The organism is Vibrio sp. 10N.286.51.C3 (genome assembly GCF_003050065.1).
Classification (GTDB): Bacteria; Pseudomonadota; Gammaproteobacteria; order Enterobacterales; family Vibrionaceae; genus Vibrio; species Vibrio crassostreae.
In genome coordinates this window covers 13,534-37,985 of record NZ_PIGC01000001.1, presented here as the reverse complement: position 1 = coordinate 37,985, position 24,452 = coordinate 13,534, and the positions used below count along the sequence as shown (strand labels likewise).

25 protein-coding genes are annotated in these 24,452 nt (G+C 44.4%); 10 read left to right on the top strand and 15 right to left on the bottom strand.

From position 1 onward, the window contains the following. Positions 1-69: 69 nt before the first annotated feature. The 5 genes from CWO27_RS00185 to ltnD all read right to left on the bottom strand — a co-directional run bounded on the left by CWO27_RS00185 (position 70) and on the right by ltnD (position 5,292). Positions 70-1,524 (bottom strand): GntP family permease, encoded by a 1,455-nt coding sequence (locus tag CWO27_RS00185; RefSeq protein WP_102479560.1) that lies wholly within the window; start codon positions 1,522-1,524, stop codon positions 70-72. Between the two features lie 159 nt (positions 1,525-1,683). Further along, a complete protein-coding gene (otnI, locus tag CWO27_RS00180; protein WP_102479562.1) occupies positions 1,684-2,460 on the bottom strand; it encodes a 2-oxo-tetronate isomerase in 777 nt (258 codons plus the stop codon). Then, positions 2,460-3,107: a 3-oxo-tetronate 4-phosphate decarboxylase gene (gene otnC, locus CWO27_RS00175; RefSeq protein ID WP_170960800.1), complete on the bottom strand. Its 648-nt coding sequence runs from the start codon at positions 3,105-3,107 to the stop codon at positions 2,460-2,462. The genes otnI and otnC overlap by 1 nt, the downstream gene beginning before the upstream one ends. A gap of 11 nt (positions 3,108-3,118) precedes the next feature. Beyond that, positions 3,119-4,375 carry a 3-oxo-tetronate kinase gene (gene otnK, locus CWO27_RS00170; RefSeq protein WP_102479564.1) on the bottom strand — a complete coding sequence of 419 codons (1,257 nt, stop codon included), beginning with the start codon at positions 4,373-4,375 and terminating at the stop codon, positions 3,119-3,121. A 2-nt stretch (positions 4,376-4,377) separates the two neighbouring features. Then, complete coding sequence (gene ltnD / locus CWO27_RS00165) at positions 4,378-5,292, bottom strand: L-threonate dehydrogenase (protein WP_102479566.1); 915 nt, start codon at positions 5,290-5,292, stop codon at positions 4,378-4,380. A gap of 280 nt (positions 5,293-5,572) precedes the next feature. Between ltnD and CWO27_RS00160 the strand changes: the two genes are divergently transcribed. Both CWO27_RS00160 and CWO27_RS00155 read left to right on the top strand, forming a co-directional pair. Beyond that, a complete protein-coding gene (locus tag CWO27_RS00160) occupies positions 5,573-6,331 on the top strand; it encodes a DeoR/GlpR family DNA-binding transcription regulator (RefSeq protein WP_102479567.1) in 759 nt (252 codons plus the stop codon). A gap of 180 nt (positions 6,332-6,511) precedes the next feature. Further along, positions 6,512-6,973: a hypothetical protein gene (locus tag CWO27_RS00155; protein WP_102478783.1), complete on the top strand. Its 462-nt coding sequence runs from the start codon at positions 6,512-6,514 to the stop codon at positions 6,971-6,973. Positions 6,974-7,016: 43 nt separating this feature from the next. On the opposite strand, the gene CWO27_RS00150 is transcribed toward CWO27_RS00155, so the two are convergent. Next, positions 7,017-9,248, bottom strand: a complete 2,232-nt coding sequence (locus CWO27_RS00150; RefSeq protein ID WP_102478784.1) for a hypothetical protein — start codon at positions 9,246-9,248, stop codon at positions 7,017-7,019. Positions 9,249-9,703: 455 nt separating this feature from the next. Here CWO27_RS00150 and CWO27_RS00145 point away from each other — a divergent pair, with 455 nt between their 5' ends. Further along, positions 9,704-10,603, top strand: a complete 900-nt coding sequence (locus CWO27_RS00145; RefSeq protein WP_102431785.1) for an AraC family transcriptional regulator — start codon at positions 9,704-9,706, stop codon at positions 10,601-10,603. 169 nt (positions 10,604-10,772) lie between these two features. Here the strand turns inward: CWO27_RS00145 and CWO27_RS23685 are convergent, their stop codons facing one another. The 4 genes from CWO27_RS23685 to CWO27_RS00125 form a co-directional block, all read right to left on the bottom strand. After that, on the bottom strand, positions 10,773-11,075 hold the full coding sequence (locus CWO27_RS23685; protein WP_240698013.1) for a hypothetical protein: 303 nt from the start codon (positions 11,073-11,075) through the stop codon (positions 10,773-10,775). A gap of 53 nt (positions 11,076-11,128) precedes the next feature. Beyond that, positions 11,129-11,467: a Fis family transcriptional regulator gene (locus CWO27_RS00135; protein WP_102478785.1), complete on the bottom strand. Its 339-nt coding sequence runs from the start codon at positions 11,465-11,467 to the stop codon at positions 11,129-11,131. A gap of 198 nt (positions 11,468-11,665) precedes the next feature. Then, on the bottom strand, positions 11,666-12,640 hold the full coding sequence (locus CWO27_RS00130; RefSeq protein WP_102478786.1) for a Gfo/Idh/MocA family protein: 975 nt from the start codon (positions 12,638-12,640) through the stop codon (positions 11,666-11,668). 3 nt (positions 12,641-12,643) lie between these two features. Continuing rightward, entirely contained in the window at positions 12,644-12,967 is a 324-nt protein-coding gene (locus tag CWO27_RS00125) for a putative quinol monooxygenase (protein WP_017072302.1), read from the bottom strand. Between the two features lie 106 nt (positions 12,968-13,073). Here CWO27_RS00125 and CWO27_RS00120 point away from each other — a divergent pair, with 106 nt between their 5' ends. Then, entirely contained in the window at positions 13,074-13,940 is an 867-nt protein-coding gene (locus CWO27_RS00120; protein ID WP_102478787.1) for a LysR substrate-binding domain-containing protein, read from the top strand. 27 nt (positions 13,941-13,967) lie between these two features. On the opposite strand, the gene CWO27_RS00115 is transcribed toward CWO27_RS00120, so the two are convergent. The 4 genes from CWO27_RS00115 to CWO27_RS00100 all read right to left on the bottom strand — a co-directional run bounded on the left by CWO27_RS00115 (position 13,968) and on the right by CWO27_RS00100 (position 17,482). After that, positions 13,968-15,161, bottom strand: a complete 1,194-nt coding sequence (locus tag CWO27_RS00115; RefSeq protein ID WP_102478788.1) for a winged helix-turn-helix domain-containing protein — start codon at positions 15,159-15,161, stop codon at positions 13,968-13,970. A gap of 34 nt (positions 15,162-15,195) precedes the next feature. Continuing rightward, positions 15,196-15,843 carry a DsbA family oxidoreductase gene (locus CWO27_RS00110; protein WP_107898472.1) on the bottom strand — a complete coding sequence of 216 codons (648 nt, stop codon included), beginning with the start codon at positions 15,841-15,843 and terminating at the stop codon, positions 15,196-15,198. A gap of 190 nt (positions 15,844-16,033) precedes the next feature. After that, positions 16,034-16,831 carry a Cof-type HAD-IIB family hydrolase gene (locus tag CWO27_RS00105; protein WP_102478789.1) on the bottom strand — a complete coding sequence of 266 codons (798 nt, stop codon included), beginning with the start codon at positions 16,829-16,831 and terminating at the stop codon, positions 16,034-16,036. 78 nt (positions 16,832-16,909) lie between these two features. Beyond that, complete coding sequence (locus tag CWO27_RS00100) at positions 16,910-17,482, bottom strand: TetR/AcrR family transcriptional regulator (RefSeq protein ID WP_102478790.1); 573 nt, start codon at positions 17,480-17,482, stop codon at positions 16,910-16,912. 138 nt (positions 17,483-17,620) lie between these two features. On the opposite strand from CWO27_RS00100, the gene CWO27_RS00095 reads away from it, so the two are divergent. The 3 genes from CWO27_RS00095 to arsB all read left to right on the top strand — a co-directional run bounded on the left by CWO27_RS00095 (position 17,621) and on the right by arsB (position 19,779). Beyond that, positions 17,621-18,145: an HPP family protein gene (locus tag CWO27_RS00095; RefSeq protein ID WP_102478791.1), complete on the top strand. Its 525-nt coding sequence runs from the start codon at positions 17,621-17,623 to the stop codon at positions 18,143-18,145. Between the two features lie 134 nt (positions 18,146-18,279). Continuing rightward, entirely contained in the window at positions 18,280-18,621 is a 342-nt protein-coding gene (locus tag CWO27_RS00090; RefSeq protein WP_060980666.1) for an ArsR/SmtB family transcription factor, read from the top strand. Between the two features lie 102 nt (positions 18,622-18,723). Next, on the top strand, positions 18,724-19,779 hold the full coding sequence (gene arsB, locus CWO27_RS00085; protein ID WP_102478792.1) for an ACR3 family arsenite efflux transporter: 1,056 nt from the start codon (positions 18,724-18,726) through the stop codon (positions 19,777-19,779). A gap of 92 nt (positions 19,780-19,871) precedes the next feature. On the opposite strand, the gene CWO27_RS00080 is transcribed toward arsB, so the two are convergent. After that, positions 19,872-20,759 (bottom strand): LysR family transcriptional regulator, encoded by an 888-nt coding sequence (locus tag CWO27_RS00080; protein WP_102478793.1) that lies wholly within the window; start codon positions 20,757-20,759, stop codon positions 19,872-19,874. Positions 20,760-20,870: 111 nt separating this feature from the next. Here CWO27_RS00080 and CWO27_RS00075 point away from each other — a divergent pair, with 111 nt between their 5' ends. From CWO27_RS00075 to glpK, 3 genes are all read left to right on the top strand, one after another. Continuing rightward, on the top strand, positions 20,871-21,302 hold the full coding sequence (locus CWO27_RS00075) for a PACE efflux transporter (protein WP_055319949.1): 432 nt from the start codon (positions 20,871-20,873) through the stop codon (positions 21,300-21,302). Positions 21,303-21,752: 450 nt separating this feature from the next. Next, positions 21,753-22,607 (top strand): MIP/aquaporin family protein, encoded by an 855-nt coding sequence (locus tag CWO27_RS00070; RefSeq protein ID WP_102478794.1) that lies wholly within the window; start codon positions 21,753-21,755, stop codon positions 22,605-22,607. A 59-nt stretch (positions 22,608-22,666) separates the two neighbouring features. After that, positions 22,667-24,187: a glycerol kinase GlpK gene (glpK, locus tag CWO27_RS00065; RefSeq protein ID WP_102478795.1), complete on the top strand. Its 1,521-nt coding sequence runs from the start codon at positions 22,667-22,669 to the stop codon at positions 24,185-24,187. Positions 24,188-24,452: the final 265 nt, after the last annotated feature.

The window sequence follows — 24,452 nt, the reverse complement described above, 5'->3', positions numbered from 1 at the left end:
CAAAAATGCCCCTATGTCAGATTAGCAAGCCAATCAAGCAATAGGGGCAGTATATAAAGGTAAGCGGTATTAGTTAGTAACAGCTGCCTTTACTTGTGATTTCTCTTTGCTTTTTAGCCAGATAAATACTGCTGCTAAAACTGCAATTGGAATCAATGGATCAATCAGTGTACCGCCTTTACCAAACACCAAGTTTAGAACCATGATGATGCTTGCACCAATCGCCCATGCGATAGTTGAAGACACAGACCAGATCTTGATTTGGTCTGCTAGTTCAGTAATCCCTAGCGTACGGTTGATGATGTGGAAGTACGAATCGTTCAAATGAGAGAAGCCAACCGGGCCTACCGCACATGCAAGTGCTACGAATACTGGGTCTAGACCTAACGTTTCGACCAATGGCAGCGTCATCGTTGCTGCAACCATCATAGATGCCGTTGCTGAACCTTGGATTAAGCGAAGCATTGATGCGATGGCTAGCGGAACTAATAATGGAGGAATACCGCTGCTTGCAATCGCTTCTGCTACTTGAGGACCAGCACCTGATGCTTTAAGTACGGCCCCCATTGCGCCACCACAACCAGTCACTACAAGAATTAGCCCCGTAGTAGACAGAGCATCATCCATAGAGCTAACCATGTCTTTACGCTCAATATGGCGAGTAAGACCGTATAGCGCCATAAGAACACCAATACCAACTGCAACTACAGGATTACCAATTAAAGAGATCACAGTGTGTATTGCGCTGTCACCCTGACCAACAAGTGTGTTGATTAGGATAAAGGCGATTGGAAGAAGGATTGGACCAAATGATAAGAAGTTACTTGGCAGTTCTTTGTCATCCGTCTCTTTTACTTTTTCTAGGTTTGCCCAATCAGCTTGGTTAGTAATCCATGTTTCACCGTTTGGTACACGGTAGTATTCATTGCCCACGCGGCGAATGTAAATCATAGAAAGCAACATCATAGGGATAGAAACCATCAAACCCCAAAGCATGTACTCACCGAGGTCAACGCCAAGAATACCGGCTACTGCAACTGGACCCGGTGTTGGTGGTACAAGTGCGTGAGTGATCAGTAGGCCAAGCGCTAGAGTCACACCTAGGCCAACCGCTGACTTACCAGTGTCACGTGAAATTGCGCGAACAAGAGAATGCAAAATGATATACGCAGAATCACAGAAAACCGGAATAGCGACAAGTACACCTGTAAAACCTAGTGCTAAGTCTTCGCGACCTTTACCACACAGCTTTACAAACGTTTTTGCCATTCGAACAGCGGCTCCAGAACGCTCAAAACACGCGCCCATGATCACGCCAAACGCGATAATCAAACCAATCCCGCCAAGTACGCCACCAAAGCCAGCTTTAATTGCGTTGATCAGCTCTGTTGGTGCCATTCCAGCAAACAGACCCATGATGATACTGGCAATAATCATAGCAAGTGCCACCGGGATTCTCGTTTTAATGATCATACCCATCATGGCTAAAATGCCAATTACGATGCCTATCAGTGCTCCATCCATTGTATTTTCCTTTTTGTACTATTTGTTGTGTAGGGTTTGCATGCGAGAGGCATAGGAGTACCGCCCGCAGCACTTTATTGTGCAGCGACTTTTATTTTGGGCCGCTTTATCTTATTTTTACGAGTTCAAATCTGCCTTAAAGGCTCAAGCTGGCTGCTTCTATAAATAGGGTTTAACCCATTCCAAACCGGCTTCAGTTGTATTTTTTGGGGTGTATTCACAGCCAATCCAACCTTGATAACCCGAATCATCCAAAACACTAAATAAGTGTGGGTAGTTCAGTTCGCCTTCCGATGGTTCATGTCTTTCTGGTACAGAAGCAATTTGGATATGACCGGTATAAGCGGCAACCTCACGAATCAAAGTACTTAAATCGCCATCCATGATTTGTGCGTGGTACAGGTCAAGTTGCAGCTTCACATTTGACCTATCGACCAGCTTAATAAGTTCGACAGCATCACGTTGGTGAGCTACGAAGTAATTAGGAACATCACGGCTATTCAGCGGTTCAATCATCAATTCAATGTCTTGCTCAGCAAACTTATCTGCGGCAAAACGAATGTTTGAGATAAAGGTTTCAACGTGTTGCTGTCTCGTGAAATTCGCATCATGTAGACCCGACATCGCGTGAATTTTCTTGCAGTTCAGGGCTTTAGCGTACATAAGTGCCGTATCAACGCTGGCTTTAAACTCTTCTTCACGGCCGGGAATCGCTGCAAAGCCACGTTCACCTGCATCCCAATCACCTGGGGGCATATTGAAAAGCGCCTGTTCAAAACCAAATTTCTGCATTTTTTCTGCCAGTTCTTCAGCTTCAAACGCGTAAGGGAATAAGTATTCCACCGCTTTAAAACCAGCTTGGTGTGCTTTCTCAAAACGCTCCAAAAATGGCACTTCTGTAAATAGCATGGTTAGGTTTGCTGCGAATTTAGACATTATTTGCCTCTCCCTTTTAGATCCATCACTTCTTCATCAGTGAGGTAACGGATGTCTTTGTCGTTCAGTAAAAACGCTAACTTGGCGGTCTCTTCTAACTCTTCTGCATTGTCCACGGCATCGACAAAGTCAGTGCCTGTTACTACTGGACCATGATTCGCCAACAAAAAGGCTCGGTAGTCGCCAGCTCGCTTTGCAAGCTCTTCAGCGATCTGAGGATCTCCTGGGCGCAAGTAAGGAATCACAGGTAGTTCACCAATTCGCATCACAAAGTACGGCGTAAACGCCTTAATCGCGTTGTTGCGATCCAACCCTTCAAGGCATGAAAGTGCAGTCAGGTATGTTGAATGCAGGTGCACAATCGCATTGCACTCTGCGTTGTTTCTATAAATCGCTAGGTGAAACGCGGCTTCTTTTGACGGTTTTTTACCTGATATATGGTTGCCATCAATATCAACAACCGACAATTCCTCAGCGACAAGGCGACCAAATGAAGAGCCGGTTGGTGTTGCCAAAAAATGCCCATTAGGTAATTTGATAGAGAGATTACCCGCACCGCCTGTAGCGTAACCTCGTTCGAACATCGAACGAGCGAGCGTTACCATTTGCTCTCTTAACTGCTGCTCGTTCATCAAAACTTTACTCATCTGAATCTCGCTTATGAAAAGAATGATTGCGCTTTAGCGAAGAAATTCTCGTCACCAAAGTTGCCCGATTTAAGTGCTAATGAAAGCTCACCTTCAACCGACTTAACCCAAGGCACACCCGGTGCGATTTGAGGACCGATATGAAAACCTTTAACCGCTAAACTTTGCGTCACAACACCTGAGGTTTCACCACCAGCAACGATGAAATTTTTCACGCCATGTTGTTGTAGCTTGATAGCTAACTGGCTAAAAAATTGCTCTACGGCATGGCTTGAAGCTTGTGCACCGTATTCTTCTTGAATGGCTTTCAGTGCAGCCGCATCCGCGGTTGCATACACCAAAGGAGCAAGCTCACCTTGGTTGTTAGTCATCACCCAATCGAATACTTCATTGGCGTATTGATCGTTGGTTAAGCATGCCTTCACGTCGATAGCGAAATGAGGAGCGAGTTGCTTGTAAGCTGTAACTTGTTGATTAGTCATTACCGAGCAAGAACCCGAGAACACAACCGTTGGCGCTTTTATTGGGCTACCTGCGTTTTTTGCGTCGCTTTGGTCAGCAAGATGTTCAATCCAGTTTTTTGCTATGCCCGCTGCTAAGCCTGAACCACCTGTGATTAACTTCAGAGATTTAGCGGCTTGGCCTAACGTCACCAAGTGTTCTGCGTTAAAAGCATCAACGACCGCATAACGGTTGCCTTGAGCTTTTAATTCATCAAAACGAGCGGTGACTGCATCAGAGCCTTGTTCAATGGTTTGGAAGTTAACCAAGCCAGAAACACCCTCTGATTGTGCATCCATCATTCGAACGACACTGGAATCTGTCATCGGTGTAACCGGGTGATTACGCATGCCTGAATCACTTAATAGCTCACCAAAAACAAACAAGTGACCGTTGTAAACCGTGCGACCATTAACGGGCAATGCAGGACAAACCACAGTGAAAGATTCGCCAAGCTCAGCCAAAAGTGCATCGGTTACGGGACCGATATTGCCCTCAGCTGTGCTGTCGAACGTCGAGCAATATTTGAAGTAAAACTGTTGGCAGCCTTGAGATTGGAGCCATTTAAGCGCAGTCACCGAATCGGTTACCGCTTCATCTACCGGGCAAGAGCGAGATTTAAGGCTGATCACGACCGCATCCGCTGAAGCATCAAAGTCACCCTTCGGAATGCCGTTCAATTGAATAGTGCGCATCCCGTTTTCAACCAAGAAACCAGCAATGTCTGTTGCACCTGTAAAATCGTCTGCAATAACACCTAATAACATGATTACTTCTCCACTTTTGGTGTATTAACACCCGGTAGGTCAATGCCTTGGAACACTTTGATTACTGCGCTATCGTCTTCTTGACCAAAGCCAGCATTACTCGCAGTTAAAAACATATTCAGTGCTGCACTTGATAGTGGAAGCGGGAATTTTAGGTCTTGAGCGGTATCCGATACCAAGTTCAAGTCTTTTACGAAGATATCGACCATAGATTTTGGAGAGTAATCACCATCAACAACGTGCTTCATACGATTCTCGAACATCCACGAGTTACCCGCTGCGTTAGTCACAACGTCGTACATCAGATCTAGAGGGATATTCGCGCGAGCTGCTAATGCCATTGCTTCAGCGCCTGCAGCAATGTGAACACCTGCAAGTAATTGGTGGATGATCTTTACAGTCGCACCAAGGCCAATAGCTTCACCGATGTTGTAAACTTTTGCCGCCGTCGCATCGAGTACAGGAGCCAATGCCTCGAATGTAGTAATCGCACCTGAAGCCATGATAGTCATTTCACCTGCTTCTGCTTTTACTGCACCACCTGAAACAGGTGCGTCAAGCATCACAAGATCATGTTCAGCAAGCTGAGCTTCGATTTGTTTCGCGTCTTCTGCTGAGATCGTTGCCGAGACCATAACTGGCGTGTTAGGTCTTAGTGCCGCCGCAAGACCAGTCTTAAACAGTACCGTGTTAACTTGAGCAGCATTCACAACGAGTACCAAAACAGAATCAAGTTTGTCTGCAAACTCAACCGCATTCGTCGATACCGCTTTTGCACCATATTCACACAAGGTTTCAAGCGCTTGCGGATTCAAATCGAAACCATATACATCAAGCCCTGCACGCACACATGACTTAGCTGCGCCCATGCCCATTGAACCTAAACCGATAACACCAACAGATTGAACTTCACTCATAACAAGATGCCTTTCACGTAATTATTGAATTTTAAATTTGTTAACTATTGTTTATGTTTGTGATTATATGTGAAGCAACCGAATGCGACTTAGTGACAAGTCACACTTTTAACAAAAGTTAACATGCATGGGTGATTTACCCCTTTCGAGGCATTAGATAATGGTAATTTCCGCAACAATCACAGTTCTTACTGCTATATCACAACAGATATTCACAGATATTCACAAAACAACGAAAGGTTGATAGGATAATGAAAAATAAGAACATAGAAGAAGAATCATGATTCCAGCAGAACGTCAGAGAACCATTTTGTCACTATTATCACATCAAGAAGTGATCAGTATTTCTGAGCTTGTTGAGCACCTAGAGGTGTCTCATATGACCATTCGTCGAGATATCGTAAAGCTAGAGACATCAGGGAAAGTGATTTCAGTTTCGGGTGGCGTTCAGCTGACTAAAGCACTTCACAGTGAATTGTCACACGACATCAAGGTAGAACAGCAAGCAAACGAAAAAGCTCAAATAGGTCAACTAGCTGCTCAATTAGTTCCTGAGTATTCGACTATCTACTTAGACGCCGGAACCACCTCTTTGGAGATCGCCCACCAACTTGCAGGGCGAGATGATCTGCTTATCATCACCAATGACTTCGCGATTGCCGCGTACCTAATGAACAGTACACAATCTGAGATTTACCATACTGGTGGTAAGATTGACCGTGAAAATCAATCGAGTATTGGGGGCAAAGTAGCGGAGTTCTTAGCAGGGATGAATATTGATATTGCGTTTATCTCTTCTTCATCTTGGAATCTAAAAGGGCTCTCGACACCTTGTGAAAATAAGGTATTAGTCAAACAAGCCATTGTTCAAGCAGCTCATTCAAACTATCTGATTTCAGACTCAACCAAATACGGGCGCATCGCTACTTTCCACGCCTTAGATTTAAGTGCGCTTGATGGCGTGATCACCGATATTGATCTTTCGAGTAGTGTGATTGATGAGCTTCAAGATAAAGGTATTAAGGTCATTAACTCGTAACTGTTCCCCCCATCAGCTTCAGGCTCACCAATCAAACATTCAGAGCCTGAATACCAAAACTCCAAAACCATCTATTTATCCACTCGATAAAAATAATTCTTACAATTAAGTTTCTATATTCATTAATAATATTATCAGCGGACGGCATAATAGCCACGAATCCTTTTAACGAGTTTGGTTATGTTCAACAAGCGCCTTTTGATATTAGCTTTACCGCTTACTTTTGTGTTTCCCACCCATGCTGAAACGTTTGGTGAGCGAATGACGCGTATCGAACAAGAGAATGTACTGGCGAAAACCATGAGTGAAGAACAAGTTGAATTGATACAAAAAGTCGTACAGATCAACCACTGCGCTAAAGTGGCGCTAACCCATCACCAACGTATTTTAGGCCAATATAAGGTTGAAACGTCCTCTTCAGAGTTATTTGTAAAATGGCGTCAACTCGGTAAGGAGTTAGACGCTCAATACGAAACGGATTACCCCGGCTACCCTAAGCACGCTTTTCAAGAATATCCTGCGGCTTCAAGCAAAGTCGATGGCTACCTTTTTGCTTTAATCGACAATGGATTAAACGAGCAATCGTGGATCGCCAAAGAGTTTAAGCAGTGTAAAAAGAATAAGCTGATATCCCGAACCTAAGCTCTAGTCTGCTCTGATTCGAGAGTGCTCATTCGCATTGGTTTTAATAAAGTAAGAACAGCCCTTCATAGCCACCTATTTCTATTTGCGTGACATATTCTCCGATGTTGCCGTTTGCATCGACAGGCTTCATCGGTACGTCCAATACAACCGTCAGCTTCTCTGTCTCATAAAAGCTCGCGTTCTTACCGTGGAAATCTGTACGGTACAACACTCGACCCTTATCGAACTCTCTCGCTAACACCATGTCCTCAGGACCACCAGCGACCACCTGATTATCAGATTGATATATAAAGTACGTGAACGTCGGTAGAACGTGAGTCATTCCATGGGGCAGATCAGCATGCACCATTTCATTCATCGAGGAATCGCCAACGATGGTGTAGTCAGCGGGTTGAGGTGTCATTGTCGATAGCATCAAAGGAATCGGCTCAAAGCCTTGTGGGATATGATGACTCGGCTCTCCCAAATCAACAGCCAATAACGAACTTGGTTGATAGGCGATGTTTTTAGGGACACCACTTTGCCAGAAAGTATCTGCAGTCGTGTTACCACTTCCATAAACGTAACCATTGTTCCACTGATTAAAGTAGCTATGTTGAGCGTGTCGATTGAGGTGATAAATCGCTAGGGTCGAGTATTGGTCTTGCTTCCAGTTATCTTCACTATTTCCAAGATATTGAACTCGTCCATAACGCGTTGTCGCCTGAAAGATAACACTTTGCCCATTATAGGCGAGCGCAGAATTATCCCAGAATTTAGAGATCCCCGAGTAACCACTAAACCCAGTAGACGGAAAAATGTAGTGCTCTCGTAAATACAGAGATCCCGCCTCGCTAAGATGAGACTGTCCATTTCGACCCAGCAAGTTCGCGGTTCCGATGTTCAACCCAATCGACGCATCACTTTCTAAAGCAGATAGATTTTTCAGAAACGCTGAAAATTGTTGTTTGTAGAGATCGTCTGCTTGATTCGAACCCGCAACTGCTCCTAACTCTTGAACATGCCCGCCAGAATGAACATAGAACTGGTTCGAACCAATGAGTTTATTTGTGTCGTCGTTGTACGCACCATTCAAACCTTGGCTTTCCCAGCTTTGCTTATAGTAGCGATGAATAGCAGATAGATAATCCGTGTTTGCGACGTTCGTTAACGACCAAGATGAATTAGCGCTCCACATTCGACCAAATGGCACCACTCTTGATTCCCAACGAAAACGCGCTGTCGCGTTCTTATTAGTTCGATTTCGATACTCGCTCGGCGACAAGTAGTTATCGCCATCTAGGTCTGCAGACACATCAAAACCGCGGATTTTGCGCCATTGGCTGATAGCATCGCCATCCGGTGTTGTGCTCGGGGCATCGGTTAATTTGACGGTTGGAAAACTGTTTTTGAGTTCTACTTCTTTTAAACGCGGCCTGTCGTCAGCGTTCTCACTTTGCCAACGAACTCTCACAACGTATAAGCGCCCACCATCTCTCAAAAAGGTTGAACCAAAATACTGGCCGCCACCATAACTCGCACCGCTCCCATCATGAGTTGTCGCTCTCACCCAATCATTAGGTAGGTTCCAAATCACAGACTGGTTTTTGGTCATATTGAGGGTTCTGTCTTTCTTAATATCAAGCCTTTCCCACCGAGACACCATTCCGCGAGAATCAATAACCGTTGGGTATTCAATCCAGAGTTCTCCGCTGCCAGCAAACTGTGAGAAATTGAAGGTCAGCCGTTCGAACTGCTCGGCATGATAGACGTACAAAGCCCCGCCCTGTTCAAAATTCTCAAACACATCGGCATCCCATGGAGGCTCTTGATACAGCCAAAATCCAGCATGATCTTCACCTGAGGTATAACCGACGATCATGGGCTTGCGATTTAGTAGAGTGTTTTCACCGTGAGTATTATCAACTTCGGCAATGACAGTATCTTCAGAAAAGTGTAGGAAATAATCTTCGAAATTGAGGCCTTCTACCTCAGCTTGGTTACGGAGATCGTTCTCCAACCAACCCGAGTTCATCGCCATGACTTGGTTGTACATATAACCAATTGTCGTAGCCCGCTCATTGTCGGCTTTGTCGGCATAGGCACCGAAGACAATATCACTGTTGGTAATTTCCCAATCAATGACAGCATTCGCAGATAGTGGGGAGCCCGAAAGATCAACACCAGCTTCATGTTGCCCTGGCAGCACAACTGCTATACCAACAGCAAAAGCGTAGCCAGCGATTAAACATGACGGTATGAATGCGAGCAGCCCAGAAGTGTAGGTTTTCATGAATCATATTTCCTAATCGATACTGTCATGCCTTAAATCACAAGACGAAAAGTCAGCCAACTTACGTGTCAATTTAGGAATCAAAATACGAAAAAAGTATCGACTACATTGCTGAATTGTTCAAGTGCTCGTCTGTCTTGTTTCATCGGTGGTAAGGAAAACGAGAAAATGTCGATTAAAAATCAAGATATTAAGGAAAAGATAAATTTTTGTGATTTTAATTTTATTTGGAAACCAAGTATCTCCGGCTAACGAAAAATCAGCTCAGATTTTCTCAAAATGAGAATAAAGCAGTTTGGAAGACAGAAGATTATCAGAACTTAAAGCTCAGAACGGGCTGAGATTTGCTGCATCGAATCTCAGTTTCAACGCCACACTGTTGAAACTCAATTTGGATAGGCTAGTCTCGGTCATCTAAACAAGAACGATGACAACAGAGAGTGGTAAATAAAGAGATGTACGTTGACTATCATAAGCGGCTTGTTCCCGTTATACGCTATTTAGAGAAGCACTTTAACGATCCGCTTAACCTGATCGAAGTCGCGGCATTAGCCAACTTTTCACCCTACCATTTTCATCGTACTTTTAAGGCCGTTCAAGGCGAGACGCTTGCTGATTTCACCAGACGGCTGAGACTTGAAGCGGCAGCCAACGATCTCTTCAAATCCAAACAACCTATTATTAATATTGCATTGGATTATGGATTCTCATCGTCTCAAAGCTTTGCCAAAGCCTTCAAGCAACACTTTGGTATGACGCCTAGTGCCTTTCGTGATTGTGAAGACTACCAAGCTTTCGGTGAGTTAACTCGAAATAGCAAGATTGGACACACGTTGCGCAAGAATGGAACCGATGCAGTCGTCGGCAATTCATATACTGACTCCGAACTTTCAACATGGAGCATGACAATGAAAACACAACAATTCGAACCATCAAAACTGGCGTATGTGCGAGTAACAGGTCCCTATGGACAAGGGTATGAAGAGCCAAGCGGTCGTCTTTATCAATGGGCAGAAATTAAAGGGTTATCAGGCAATACCTGTATGTTCATTTATCATGACAATCCAGAAATTACACCGACAGATAAGTGCCGAACAGACATTTGTTTAATGGTCCCTGAAGATGTGGAAGTACCCAGCGGTATCGAACTGAAGGACTTTCCCGGCGGGCAATATGCGGTGATGAGACAAACGATTACCGAAATCGGCCAATATGCCAAAGCGTGGGATGATTTAATGAGTAACGTCATTGAGTCCGGTATTGAAACAGACGATCGACCTTGTTTTGAGCTTTACCACAGCTACGATCCGCAAACTCAACATTCAGACGTCAGCTTCTGTACCGCAATTAAATAACGACAATCAAAGCCTACCTCGCGTAGGCTTTCTTCTCTTCGGTTCGCTTGCCAACGGCTTTGTTGATTAATTAAGTTTATGGATAGCGACATCTCGTTTCGTAGATTTTTAGTCAATCAATGAGAACAAATACTAGTAGATACCAGTAATGTCATAACCCAAACGGATTTCATCCATCGCTTGAGGCTCGAAGCACTTTCCTAACGCGTACAATAAAAAACATCACCGCACACGCGGTATAGAGCTTACCTACCCATAAGCCGATATTGATCAGCTGAGTTTCTTGCTTAATGAGACGTTGATACTCAGTATCAGAGAGGTAAGGATCGTCAAAGGGGACAACGTTAATCCCCCACATAAACCAAACAGACCAAACGACACTTCCTACTAGCAGCCACAGAGCTAGTATCAAAAATTGCTCGAACACACCTAGCAGTGTGTTCTTGTTAAGCGATATTTGAGCTTTATTCATTTCACGACCTTTTTATCACGACACAGTTGAGGGATTCTAAAGAAGCAAGAGCACTAAAGCCTCTTGTTCCACTTTCCTTGATGGTCGCGGTCGCAATTTTCCTGCGTATCGTAGCTAACATGCTTGTCGATATTCTTTAATGCAATTCCAACTTGATTGAACGCTTGTTGAATAGACTCAGAGACACTCTGTTGACCTTCGCCATTTAAGAAATTCGCTCTATCCTGATTGGTATCGAATACACAGACGATTTTCAAACTTTGCGGAAATGAAGAGAAGTTGACCGAGTGAGTCACCCACAAAAAACCATCGAAGCCTTTTAGCGTGTCTTCACAAACGTCAGTTAGCACGTCTCTGATCTGATTTTCGATCTTCTTATCTGATTTACGCATACAGCAAACTTCCTATTTAACATCTTAAAAATAAGGTTTTTCGATCAATGTAGTCTCAACCGATATTGGACACTGCGACTGTTTCAAATGCAAAGTATTTATTGAGGATAATGGGCGAGAAGGATTAGAGAAACACCTCATGCTTGATAGCTTACAAAGCTACCAAGTATGAGGCGTGTACAGGAATTAGCAAAGAAACTAGCTCGCCGCTTGTTCCCAATCCGTCAGTAACTTCATGATTACGCGAGAGTCTTGATGAGTCGCCATGGGTGCTGCAAGTTGTGTGTCACCTCGCTCAACTGCTTGGCGGATATTGCGCGCTTGATAATGGAAGCCATCGCCTTGCGCTTCGACTTTTACTTCACGTGTCGATGTTTCGTAGATCTCAACCGTGAATGTGTTGTCTTCGGTCGGTAACCATGGGTTGGTGTCGAGAATGATACAGCCTTTACTGCCTAAAATCGTAAAGCCATGCTTTAAACCGTGGTCTTCTGCAGTATGGATTTGCGCTGTGAAGTGGTCGTTGAAGCGCATCATCGCCGATGACTCGCAGATGTTACCATCTTGACCACGTCGGCCAATGGCTGAAATCTGCACGTCATCAAACACACTCTCACCAAACTGGTGTTGCGCGACAGAGTGAATCAGTGACATTGGGTAACAACCTAAGTTGTACAACGCGCCTTTGCTCGCAGGGTTAACGAACTGGTCAATCGCAGCAACGTATGAACCCTGAATTGAGCGCACTTCACCAATCTCACCTGTCGCTAATTCTTGATGAAGCTTAGCGATAAGCGGGTGATTTAGATACATCAAACCTTCTGCGAAGAACACGCCAGATGCTTTTACCGCTCGCAGAGCTTGCTCGGTTTTTTCCATATCAACCGACAGAGACTTTTCACACAAGATCGCTTTGCCTTTTTGAGCCGCTTTAATCACATACTCATGATGAACATGGTTTGGCAGAGCAATGTAGATGATGTCGACTGACTCATCTTCAATCAAGGCGTCATAGCTGTTGAAGGTTCGTGTTGGTTGGTATTGGGCAGCAAACTCGTTTAGTGTTTTTTCAGTACGACCAGCAACGGCATACAGCTCGCTTTGAGCATCGCCTTTGATCGCATCCGCCATTACGCCTGAGATAAAGCTAGTTCCTAGGATTCCCCATTTCATGTCTTAGATCTCCTGCTCTTGTGCTTTGATAGGTCCACGTTGCGTTTCGAATGCTTGAACCAACTCGGTAATGCCACGCTCAATAAACGCTTGGGTATGAGGCATCACAAAGTGCTGATTGATCGCCTCGCGGTTTGCGTATTGTTCAAGCAAGATCACACGATCGCTTTGGCTTTGATCATAGGTTGCAATCGCTTGTAGGCAGCCCGGTTCGCTTTGCATGTCTAAACAAAACTGTTCGATGGCTTCGATCGCAGCAGCTCGCTCTATGTTGGTTTTGATCTTAAGTTCGGCAGTAACAAAGATGATTTCATTCATTTGAGGCATTTCACGCTCTTATTTTAGTTAATTATCGGTTTGCCATTAATATAATTAACCCCTAATAATTGATAAACTCACCTTTTGTTTATTGTTTATCAACCAAGAGTGTTTAATGGATAAGTTAACCAGCATGAAAGTCTTCGTCTACGTAGTGGAACAGGGCAGCTTTCGTAGCGCCGCAAACCACTTCAACCTGTCGGCGACCATGATCAGTAAGCATGTCCATTCCTTAGAAACCAGTTTGAACTCTCAGCTGATCCACCGCACCACGCGTAAGCAATCGTTAACCGACTCAGGGCAGCTTTACTATCGTGAGTGTAAGCGAATTCTCGAAGATATCAGCAATGCTGAAAACCTGATTCAAACCTTGGAAAATCAGCCGCAAGGCACGGTAAAGATTAACTGCCCCGTCACCTACGGCAACAAGGTACTTGCCCCTATCGTAGCTAAGTTTCTCGCACATCACCCAACCATTAACGTTGAGCTGATGTTGAATAATGATCTTGTTGATCCTTACTCATCCGACATTGATTTGATTGTGCGAATTGGTGACCTATCCGATTCAAGCTTGGTCGCAAGGTATTTAGGGGACTATAAGATGTGTTATTGCGCGGCGCCCGATTACCTTAACCAACATGCTGAGATCAGAGTATTAGAAGACTTGGCGCAGCACCCGTCGCTTGGGTTCAGTTACAGCAGCCAAGCCCCTCAAGCCCCTCACGCCACACCGAACAAAGAACGTGTGCGCTTGATGTCGAATAATGGGGATGTGTTGCGATATGCCGCCCTACAAGGTGTGGGCGTGTTGTTGCAACCGACAATCTTAGTCGCAAAAGAGATTAAACGTGGAGCGCTGTTGGAAATCCTACCCGGCATGGCGCCGTTACCAAAGCCGATTCACTTGCTCTACAAAACCAAGCAACTGTCGTTGAAGAACAGAACCTTTGTCGAGTTCTTGTTAGCTGCGTTTGCTGAGTAACTAAGCGCTTCTAAACAACAAAGACCGCTAGACTGTTTGCCAATGGCTCATCAAGCGCTTGCCAAGATCGTAAGGTGTGGTGTTATGGACGATCATCTCATCACATTGGTTAAACACCATGAAGTGCTTTAGTTCTTCGCATAAAGCGTGAATCAATGACTCATGAGTTTTAACTCTATCTTCAACAACCAAGTTACGAATATTGAGTAAACGGGTCTTCCTGTCGACCTTACAATCCATTCGCGCCACCAGATTACCTTGCCACAGAATCGGCAAACTAAAGTAACCAAACTGACGCTTGGCCTCTGGCACATAGCACTCAAGGAGGTAGTCAAAGTTGAACAATGATTGCATTCGCTTTCGTTGAATCAGCAGGTTATCAAACGGAGACAGTATCTTTAGCTTGGTTCTAGAAAGCGGCAGATTCAGCAGATCAAAAGCACCTGGTAGGACATAGTAGCCAGAGCCTTGAATATCTACTTTCAGAACCTGCTTATCTTCAAGCATCTGTTGGAGTGTTTTCTGAATCAGAGGTTTAGTGTTCTTGAGTAGATAGCTCATTTCCGACGCTATTCCCACACCATTGGCTTCTAAATAACGCGTGATTAGATGCTCGATGTACTCTTGTTCCGTAGGTTCTGAGGTATCAATGCCACTCGGCAAAACTCGCTCGGTAAGGTCATACACCTTATGGAAGTTCACTCGGCTCGGCACCATTAAGTCACCTTGCATAAACAAAGTTTCTAGTGCCTGTTTGGCAGGTTTACCGCCCCATCCGCTGGGGTTTGGTCTATCCCCCTCAAAGTCTTTCGCCATTAATGGCCCTTCGTTCTCAATACGTTTGAGAACATGCGCCATCAGTGCATCATCCTTTTTATACCAATGCTTAAGCTTACCGCTCGTAAATCCATTCTTTCGATGCAAGCTGAAACGATAATCTCGCATGGGTAAATACGCGGCGGCGTGCGACCAATACTCAAACACTTCACGACGCTCTAACAACTTATCAAGGTGATTCAGTTGGTAGTCTTGATTGCGATTCCACAACGTATGGTGGTGGGCTCGCTGAATCACGGAAATGGTATCAATTTGCACATAGCCAAGGTTTTCAAGCGCAGACAGCGTGTTCGCCAAAGCGCCCCCATTACATTGCTTTTTAGGTGGCAGCTTTTGCGAAAGCAGTACAATTTTTTGTGCTTGAGCGAGTGACAATGATTCCATGAAATTCAGACTCTAATTGATACCAATGATCGGCTTATGATTCAGCAATAAGCTCTTGAAGGATCTGCTTGTACGTTTCGACCGTCTGCGCACCAGTGACTGCACTCTTGCGGTTAAATACCACAGTAGGTACCGCAGAGATGCCCATGCGTTGCCATTCAAACTCTTGCGCTTCAATTTGCTTCAAGTTATCGATGTTCTTTAGGCACTTCAGTGCCTTCGTTGAGTCTAAGCCAACCACTTCAAGTTCTTGCGCGATAACCTCAAGATCAGACAGATCTTTCTGCTCTGAAAAATGAGCAGTAAAGAAGCGTAGCTTTAACTCAGCCTGTTTGCCATGCGCCAACGCGAAATCGAGCAGCACATGTAGGTGACGTGAATTAACCATTCTCATGCTGTCATAGAAATTGAAATCGAAACCAACCGCTTTGCCACGCGCCGCAAGCTGTTCGCGTGAACTTTGACTCTCTTCTGCGCTAGATCCGTATTTTCTCATGATATGGTCACGCAGGTTTTCACCTTCTTGCGGCATATCAGGGTTAAGCTCAAACGGCTGCCATTCAAGTTCAATTTGCTCCGCTAAGCCAAGTTCAACAATAGCTTGCTCTAAGTTTTTGTAACCGACCACGCACCACGGGCACATTACGTCAGAAATAATATCAAGTTGAAGTTTCTTGCTCATCGTCATTCCAAATGCTCATTGATAAGGCATGTCTGCAGTAAAAGCAGGCATCCAATTTATCTTCAGACTACAACAACCTGAACAATCGTTCAAATTTAACTAATACCAGTCACAGCACCTGTAGCCAACAAAAAAGCCAACTCATGTTCACGAGTTGGCTTTGATAAAAATCTGTTGGAGCTTAAGAGCGTTACGCTAGCAACTTCTCAAGCACTTGGAACACACCCGCATCAACGTTACTTGGCGCAGCAAAACGTGCGATCTCTTTTAACTTTGGATGTGCGTTTTCCATCGCGTAAGAGTGGTAGCTCTCTTTTAGCATTTCCAAGTCATTGAGGTAATCACCAAAACTCATGGTTTGCTCGTAAGTGAAACCTAATGTGTTCTGTAGATGTTTAATCGCCGCACCTTTCGACGCTTCAGCGTTCATCACGTCCAACCAAATTTTTGCACTGACAACCACTTGGTAGTTCTCACCAAACTTGGCATTAATACTTGGGTTCACTTTCTCTTGTGAACCGTCAAAATGGCAGATAGCCACCTTGATGAAATCGTCTTCTACCGCCAGTAAGTCTTCTACTTGCGCACGGCGATGGTAGTACTTAGAGATCTCCGCTAAAGCACGTTCGTCTTTGGTTTCGATGTATGCTGACTTCTTACCACAAAGTACAACGTGTGCACCTTCAATAGCACGCGCTTCTTTAATGATCTCTTTGATGGCATCAGTATCAAGTAAGCAGCTGTAGAGCTCTTGCCCTTTGTGCATCACCAATGTGCCATTTTCAGCAACGAACATCATGCGATCTTTTAGCGGAGAAAATGTTTCCATCAAGCTGTAGTACTGACGACCCGATGCCGCCGCAAAAATGATGTCTTGAGCTTCTAGTCGCTCATAAAGATTGAAGAATTCTGGGTCTAACTTTCCGTGTTCATTAAGCAGAGTGCCGTCCATATCAGCAGCGATAAATTTGATGTTCTGTTGTGGCATTTCAGGGCTTACCTATAAGTAAAGATTAAAGTGTAAATTATGATTTTTCGTTATCTTGTGTAACGGTTCTGCGTTCGATTATATCGCTAGAATAGCCAGTGAATGCAATGCTTTTCGGTAGGCTTGTCTGTTTGAGTCTGACTTTGAATCAAGCTGACCAAATTCACCTCTTACAATAAGTCCTTCGATAAAAGTCATAACCGATTCACTGCGTAATTCGAGTATTGCAGTGTCTACTTCTTCATTACCTCTTACCACATCACGAATGCTGTTTTTGAGCCAAACCTTGTGCTGTCGCGAGAGCATCGTAATGTCATCTTCCGACTCTTTAAATTCGGCTAGCGCGTGCATGAACATGCAGCCTTTGAAGTCAGGTTGTTCAAACCACGCAAGATGCCAATCTAACAGCGCATCCAGTTGGTTTTGTAATCCAGAAGTTGATAATAGTGCCGCTTCTAAACTCGACTCGAAACGCTGATGACGCCTTTCTAACACAGCTTCAATCAGCTTGGTTTTCGAGCCAAAATGGCGGTACATAGATGTTTTGGAAACCGCCGCTTCGTCTCGGATCATATCCACCCCAACAGCGGTATAACCAAACTGATTAAACAACGACTCTGCTACATCCAGAATCAAATCTTTTTTACTCATCGTTCATCAACCTCAAATCGCTCTGAAATCGTAGAGCTCAATTTATCATTGCAAGAAGTGTACAGATCTGTATCATCCAAATCAAATGGTACAGATCTGTACACTTAATATAAAAGAGATAACGAAGAGGAAACGATTATGATCAACAAACTATCTGGTGGTGGAGCCCTTCCTCCGAAAGCAAGCATTAGCCAGCTTATTAAAGGTTTTATTGGCGGTACGCTCGGTATCTTGACCTTGTGTCTATTAGCCGAAAGTTCTGGGTTCCCGTGGTTAATGGCTCCATTTGGTGCGACGAGCGTACTGCTGTTTGCGGTGCCAACATCGCCGTTAGCTCAACCTAGAAACGTCATTGCGGGACACTTTATTTCAGCTGCTGTGGGCTTAATCGCGTTATATGGCTTTGGGGATTCTTATTTGACTATGGCTATCGCTGTCGGCTCATCCATCATGCTAATGCAATACTGTCGAGCGGTTCACCCACCCGCTGGCGCCAATCCGATTGTGATAGCTTTGGCAGGTACCGCACATGTGGATTGGATGTTCTTATTCACTCCCGTATTAGTAGGCAGCATCGCTTTGGTTGGTATTGGTGCGCTATTGAATAACAGCTATTCAGAACAAAAGTGGCCGTTATACTGGTTTGGTTCATCCAAGTCTTAGTCCATTGAATTTCAATGATAAATATGGATTTTGACATCAAATTTAGAAGCAAATTGAAAGATCACATTGACCCTTATATAAAATGGGCTTACTATTAATCGTCTTTTAACGATTATAGAAAACGAAACATCAATATGAACGAAACTTGCCCTACAACTGGTGGCTGTGCTCTGCCAATCGGACATGGTGATGCCGAAGCTGAAACACAAATGGCCGCTCTGGCTAAAGCGCTCGCTCACCCAGCAAGAGTTCGTATATTGAGTATCCTTTCAACGTTAGAAAAATCGGGGGGCTGTTTGAACAGTGACTTGGTTAGCGAATTAGGTTTAGCTCAGTCAACCGTATCAGAGCACCTAAGAATCTTGAAAACCTCAGGCTTCATCACTGCTGAATCAATACCACCGAAGATGTGCTACCGAATTAATCGAGATAATATTCAGCAATTTGAGTCGCTGATAGACACCATATTAAAATAGATTAACCACGCTTAGTTTGTCGAACACAATAAACTAAGCGTATTTTTTGCCTTTAAATATCGCTTTTCGACGATTAACGATAACAACCAAAGAGATAATATAATGAAACCAAAATTAGGTTTTCTCGATCGCTACTTAACGCTGTGGATCTTCATCGCCATGGGCATTGGTGTACTGCTTGGCACCTTGTTTCCACAAATCGAACAGTGGAACGAATCAATGTCTGTTGGCACAACCAACATTCCACTGGCAATTGGCCTTATCTTAATGATGTACCCACCTCTGGCTAAGGTTAACTACAACCTGCTAGGCACAGTGGTAAAAGATAAGAAAGCGATCAAACTATCTTTGATCATGAACTGGTTTGTCGGCCCAATTCTGATGTTTGTGTTGGCGCTAACATTCTTAGGCGACCACCCAGGTTACATGGTCGGTGTGATTCTGATTGGTCTTGCTCGTTGTGTGGCAATGGTTCTGGTTTGGAACGACATCGGCGGTGGTAACAAAGAATACGGTGCGGCATTAGTTGCTCTAAACAGTGCATTCCAAGTGGTGAGCTACAGCTTTATGGCGTGGCTATTCATCAGCGTTCTTCCACCAGTATTTGGTTACGAAGGCATGATGGTTGATATCTCAATGATCGATATTGCACACAGTGTTCTTATCTACCTAGGTATACCATTCCTAGCGGGCTTCTTAAGCCGTAAGATCCTAGTGTCGATGAAAGGTGAGCAGTGGTACAACGATGTGTTCATTCCACGTATCTCACCAATCACACTGATTGCTCTACTGGCGACTATCGTGCTGATGTTCAGCCTAAAAGGCGAGATGATTGTTGAACTGCCAATGGACGTATTGTTGATTGCTGTTCCACTGACTATCTACTTCACAGCGATGTTCTTCATCAGCTTCTTCATTGGCAAGAAGATGGGCATTGAGTACGACAAGAACGCATCAATCGCATTCACAGCGACAGGCAACAACTTCGAGCTAGCGATTGCCGTTGCTATCTCAGTATTCGGTATCAATTCAGACCAAGCGTTTGCAGGCGTTATCGGTCCACTGATTGAAGTGCCAGTATTGATTTACCTAGTGAACGTTGCACTTAAGATGAAAGGCAAATACTACAACGGTCTAACAGTGAAATCTGCGAACTAGAAAATCGAGTATCGCTTTAAACAGAAAGGCTCACAAATTACTTTGTGAGCCTTTTCTTTATTCTAGTTCATCCAATTTAAGTCTCATCCAGCTTATGTTTCGTCTAATAGGCCTTTCAATGCTTGTTCAAGCCATAGCAATGCAGGCCCCTTCGAGCGTGTTTTAGATAAAACCAAATCAACCGGAGGCGACCACGTTTTGTGGTCAAATGAGACGTTCACCTCAACTAAGCGCTGTTTACTCAGCTCTTCTTCAACAAGGTGTTTAGGTAAGTATGCCCAACCGACGTCACTACCGAGGATCATTTCTTTGATGACGATAAAACTGTTTGACCACCATACTTTGCCCGCTATGAGTGGAAACTGATCCATCATCTTACCTTTATCGCCCCTTAGCATGAGCTGACGATGTGGCAACAAATCAGACAATTTCGCGACACCTGTTTTGGCTAGCTTGTGGCTTGGGTGACACACAGCAACAAACGGCAAATGCCCAATAAAGCAAGGTTCAGAACCTACATCAAAAGCCAAGTTGGTGAACATCAAACCAAGGTCTGCCTTCTCTTCAACTACAAAGGGATTCACTTCGGTGGTGGTACAAGCGATCAACTCAACCTCTGTCGCAGGGAAATGTTGGCTGAATTCACTTAGGATTCTAGATAGATTAGGGACCAACAAGGAATCGTCTAATGCGATTTTAATAAGCCCTTCTTCGCCAGTTCCTATCGCACTAACGGAAGCATTGAGATCTTCAACCTGAAGGACGATTGCTTTCACTTGTTTAAACAGTTGCTCCCCTTCTTTCGTCAGCGAAGGTTTGCGAGTCGAACGATCAAATAACTCTACATTGAAATCTATTTCAAGATTGCTGATGCCTTGGCTTACCGCCGATTGCACCTTCCCCAAATGACGAGCGCTTGCTGAGAAAGAACCCAGCTCTACTGCGTAAACGAACATTTTAAGCTGTTCAATGTTATACATGCCACCAACCTATTATCACCATTAGTGATAGTTACTATCTTTCTATAATCATAATTAAAGATAATATGCCTTTCAAACAGCAAATATAGATTCAACAGAAAGAGAAAATACATGTCACACAAAGAACGAATTCTACATATGGTGCTATTTGAAGTGTTCGCACTGATCATGATGGCGGGGCTAGCAACCTACATTACTGGTAATGGAGCTGGGGAAATGGCGGGGTTAGCACTTGCGATGTCGCTAATAGCAATGGCTTGGAACTACGTCTACAACTACGGCTACGACAAAATCTTCGGGGCAGACAGAACAAAACGAACCAAGAAAACACGAGTTTTACACGGATTGGGATTTGAACTTGGTTTAATGACTGTAACGCTGCCAGTCTTGATGTGGGTGTTGAAGCTAGATTTTCTAACCGTATTGATTATGGACATCGGCCTAGTCATTTTCTTTGTACTCTACGCTATCGGATTTAACTGGGCGTACGATTCAGTAAGAGACTACTTTGTTACACAAGGAAAAGTTAGCGCTCTCAATTAAGTCACCAATTCGCTCAAATATCATCACTGAGCGATAGACCAAGCGAATTGCCAGATTCAGTATGGATCTGGCATTTTTTGTCATAGCTTAAGTACATCCTTGTTTGTTAACGCTTTTCCAACATTTGAGAACTAGGATAGGCCCACAAGATCCAAGTTTAATAAACCACCACTCGCGAATCAGCATCACAAATCCAAACATAAACTCCTCGTACCAGTTGCGCATTCATTTACATATAGGTAGTTTTAGCGGCTTCGCAACCTATCAATTCGAGCAATGACGTTCATGCGAGCATCTTTTCCGAACAAAAGTGTTCGGATTAACATTTCAAGTGACTTTAATTAACAATTTTATGTTCAAACGCTCATTTTTGATGTTCGTTTATTTTCGAGTTCGCAAATTTATGCACAATACACGTGCTAGATAAGCAAAACTAAAAAGGACTCGAACATGACAACAAACAAACACCCTTCTTTATTTGGGCAATGCTTGGCTGAATTTATCGGTACAGGCCTGCTCATCTTCTTTGGCGTTGGCTGTGTGGCTGCACTGGTATTAACTGGCGCAACATTCGGACAATGGGAAGTTAGTATCATCTGGGGCTTCGGTGTTGCGATTGCAATTTACTGTACTGCTGGCGTTTCAGGCGCACACATTAACCCGGCGGTAACCATCGCGCTGGCCATGTTCCATGGCTTTGATAAAGCGAAAGTGGTGCCTTACATCATTTCGCAACTGCTTGGCGCTTTCTGCTCTGCAGCATTGGTTTACAGCCTGTACAGCAACCTATTTACTGACTACGAAATCGCACATAACTTCGTTCGTAGCAGCCAAGACGCACTATCAACTGCTGGTATCTTCTCGACTTACCCACACGCTTCACTCTCTTTCTTCGGCGCTTTTGCTGTGGAATTCGTGATTACTGCAGTGTTGATGTTTGCCATCTTAGCGTTAGGTGATGAGAACAACGGCGCATCTCGCGGTGCGATGAACCCTCTACTGATCGGTATTCTTATCGCGGTAATTGGTGGTTCTTTAGGTCCACTGACTGGTTTTGCAATGAACCCTGCTCGTGACTTTGGACCAAAACTGTTCGCTTACTTTGCAGGTTGGGATTTCGCACTAAGCGGTGCTCGAGATATTCCTTACTTCATCGTTCCAATCCTTGCTCCAATTGCGGGTGCGTGTTTTGGTGGTTGGTTGTACCCACGTGTTATCGGTGCTTACCTACCAATTGAAGGCCAAGGCTGCACAATTCCAAACCAATGTGAGACAGAAGAAGAAGCTGAACAAGCTCAAGCTTAATTCCTAAGCGACCCTACATTTACTAAAATATAAATAACAAAAGAAAAAGGATTCTTACCATGACCGAGCAAAAATACATTGTTGCCCTAGACCAAGGCACCACAAGCTCTCGCGCTGTAATCCTCGACCACGATGCAAACATCGTAAGCTCTTCTCAACGCGAATTTACTCAGATTTATCCAAAAGCCGGTTGGGTTGAGCACGATCCAATGGAAATCTGGGCGACTCAAAGCTCTACATTGGTTGAAGCACTTGCTAAAGCAGGCATCCGCAGCGATGAGCTAGCAGGCATTGGTATCACTAACCAACGTGAAACCACCATTGTTTGGAACAAAGAGACAGGCAAGCCTGTTTATAACGCAATCGTATGGCAGTGTCGCCGTACAGCAGACATCTGTGAAGACCTAAAAGCACGTGGCCTAGAAGACTACGTACGTGACAATACTGGCTTAGTCCTTGACCCGTATTTCTCAGGTACAAAAGTAAAATGGATTCTAGACAACGTTGAAGGTGCTCGCGAAGACGCTGAAGCAGGCAAATTGCTATTCGGTACGGTTGATACTTGGTTGGTTTGGAAGATGACTCAAGGACGTGTACACGTTACGGATTACACTAACGCGTCACGTACTATGTTATTTAACATCAACGACCTATGCTGGGATCAAAAGCTACTTGATGAGATGGGTATCCCTTCATCAATGATGCCAGAAGTGAAGCGTTCTTCTGAAGTGTACGGTCAAACGAACCTTGGTGGTAAAGGTGGTACTCGTATCCCAATCGCGGGTATTGCGGGTGACCAACAAGCTGCACTTTACGGTCAAATGTGTGTAGAAGCTGGCCAAGCGAAGAACACGTACGGCACAGGTTGTTTCCTTCTGATGAACACAGGCCAAGAGAAAGTAACCTCGAAAAACGGCCTACTAACAACACTGGCATGTGGCCCTAAAGGTGAACCTGCATACGCACTGGAAGGTGCGGTATTCATGGGCGGTGCATCAATCCAATGGCTACGTGATGAGATGAAGTTACTGGCTGGCGCAGAAGACTCTGAGTACTTCGCAACCAAAGTAGACTCTTCAAACGGCGTTTACGTGGTTCCTGCATTCACTGGCCTAGGCGCACCATACTGGGATGCTTACGCTCGCGGTACGATTGTTGGTCTAACTCGTGGTGTTAACTCGAACCACATCATCCGTGCTACGTTGGAAGGCATTGCTTACCAAACTCGTGACGTACTAGACGCGATGCAAGCTGACTCAGGCATCAAGCTAGCGAAACTACGTGTTGATGGCGGCGCAGTAGCGAATAACTTCCTAATGCAATTCCAATCAGATGTACTGGATACTGAAGTTCACCGTCCTGAAGTAACGGAAGTAACCGCTCTGGGTGCCGCTTACCTTGCTGGCCTAGCGGTTGGTTTCTGGGACAGCATTGATGAGCTTCAAGACAAAGCCGTTCTTAACCGCACATTCATGCCACACCACGACGAAGAGAAGCGTAACCGCCGTTACAAAGGTTGGAAACGTGCTATCAAGTGTGCACAGGTTTGGTCTGAACTGCACGATGACGACGAAGAGTAATCTAAGCTTGAGTTAACAGAGGAGCACGAATAATCCCTTCTTAGTCGATTAGATTGTTCGAACCTCAGAAAACGAAACTAAAAAGAGCACTATTTTGTGCTCTTTTTTGCGTTTCAGGCTCAAATTCCATGTTTTGAGCAGCGTTTTTGCGGTTTAGACATGATTCCTTACCATCATTACTTCTCTCTTTTCATCAATTCGAGCACAATAGCGTGAGTTTATATTTTCGATTTTGACGCGCTAGAGCCCTTTGCGCGCAGGGAGT

Excerpts from the sequence above, each read along its gene's own strand:
- CWO27_RS00185 (WP_102479560.1), bottom strand. The coding sequence starts at position 1,524 with ATGGATGGAGCACTGATAGGCATCGTAATTGGCATTTTAGCCATGATG.
- otnI (WP_102479562.1), bottom strand. The coding sequence starts at position 2,460 with ATGTCTAAATTCGCAGCAAACCTAACCATGCTATTTACAGAAGTGCCA.
- otnC (WP_170960800.1), bottom strand. The coding sequence starts at position 3,107 with ATGAGTAAAGTTTTGATGAACGAGCAGCAGTTAAGAGAGCAAATGGTA.
- otnK (WP_102479564.1), bottom strand. The coding sequence starts at position 4,375 with ATGTTATTAGGTGTTATTGCAGACGATTTTACAGGTGCAACAGACATT.
- ltnD (WP_102479566.1), bottom strand. The coding sequence starts at position 5,292 with ATGAGTGAAGTTCAATCTGTTGGTGTTATCGGTTTAGGTTCAATGGGC.
- CWO27_RS00160 (WP_102479567.1), top strand. The coding sequence starts at position 5,573 with ATGATTCCAGCAGAACGTCAGAGAACCATTTTGTCACTATTATCACAT.
- CWO27_RS00155 (WP_102478783.1), top strand. The coding sequence starts at position 6,512 with ATGTTCAACAAGCGCCTTTTGATATTAGCTTTACCGCTTACTTTTGTG.
- CWO27_RS00150 (WP_102478784.1), bottom strand. The coding sequence starts at position 9,248 with ATGAAAACCTACACTTCTGGGCTGCTCGCATTCATACCGTCATGTTTA.
- CWO27_RS00145 (WP_102431785.1), top strand. The coding sequence starts at position 9,704 with ATGTACGTTGACTATCATAAGCGGCTTGTTCCCGTTATACGCTATTTA.
- CWO27_RS23685 (WP_240698013.1), bottom strand. The coding sequence starts at position 11,075 with ATGAATAAAGCTCAAATATCGCTTAACAAGAACACACTGCTAGGTGTG.
- CWO27_RS00135 (WP_102478785.1), bottom strand. The coding sequence starts at position 11,467 with ATGCGTAAATCAGATAAGAAGATCGAAAATCAGATCAGAGACGTGCTA.
- CWO27_RS00130 (WP_102478786.1), bottom strand. The coding sequence starts at position 12,640 with ATGAAATGGGGAATCCTAGGAACTAGCTTTATCTCAGGCGTAATGGCG.
- CWO27_RS00125 (WP_017072302.1), bottom strand. The coding sequence starts at position 12,967 with ATGCCTCAAATGAATGAAATCATCTTTGTTACTGCCGAACTTAAGATC.
- CWO27_RS00120 (WP_102478787.1), top strand. The coding sequence starts at position 13,074 with ATGGATAAGTTAACCAGCATGAAAGTCTTCGTCTACGTAGTGGAACAG.
- CWO27_RS00115 (WP_102478788.1), bottom strand. The coding sequence starts at position 15,161 with ATGGAATCATTGTCACTCGCTCAAGCACAAAAAATTGTACTGCTTTCG.
- CWO27_RS00110 (WP_107898472.1), bottom strand. The coding sequence starts at position 15,843 with ATGAGCAAGAAACTTCAACTTGATATTATTTCTGACGTAATGTGCCCG.
- CWO27_RS00105 (WP_102478789.1), bottom strand. The coding sequence starts at position 16,831 with ATGCCACAACAGAACATCAAATTTATCGCTGCTGATATGGACGGCACT.
- CWO27_RS00100 (WP_102478790.1), bottom strand. The coding sequence starts at position 17,482 with ATGAGTAAAAAAGATTTGATTCTGGATGTAGCAGAGTCGTTGTTTAAT.
- CWO27_RS00095 (WP_102478791.1), top strand. The coding sequence starts at position 17,621 with ATGATCAACAAACTATCTGGTGGTGGAGCCCTTCCTCCGAAAGCAAGC.
- CWO27_RS00090 (WP_060980666.1), top strand. The coding sequence starts at position 18,280 with ATGAACGAAACTTGCCCTACAACTGGTGGCTGTGCTCTGCCAATCGGA.
- arsB (WP_102478792.1), top strand. The coding sequence starts at position 18,724 with ATGAAACCAAAATTAGGTTTTCTCGATCGCTACTTAACGCTGTGGATC.
- CWO27_RS00080 (WP_102478793.1), bottom strand. The coding sequence starts at position 20,759 with ATGTATAACATTGAACAGCTTAAAATGTTCGTTTACGCAGTAGAGCTG.
- CWO27_RS00075 (WP_055319949.1), top strand. The coding sequence starts at position 20,871 with ATGTCACACAAAGAACGAATTCTACATATGGTGCTATTTGAAGTGTTC.
- CWO27_RS00070 (WP_102478794.1), top strand. The coding sequence starts at position 21,753 with ATGACAACAAACAAACACCCTTCTTTATTTGGGCAATGCTTGGCTGAA.
- glpK (WP_102478795.1), top strand. The coding sequence starts at position 22,667 with ATGACCGAGCAAAAATACATTGTTGCCCTAGACCAAGGCACCACAAGC.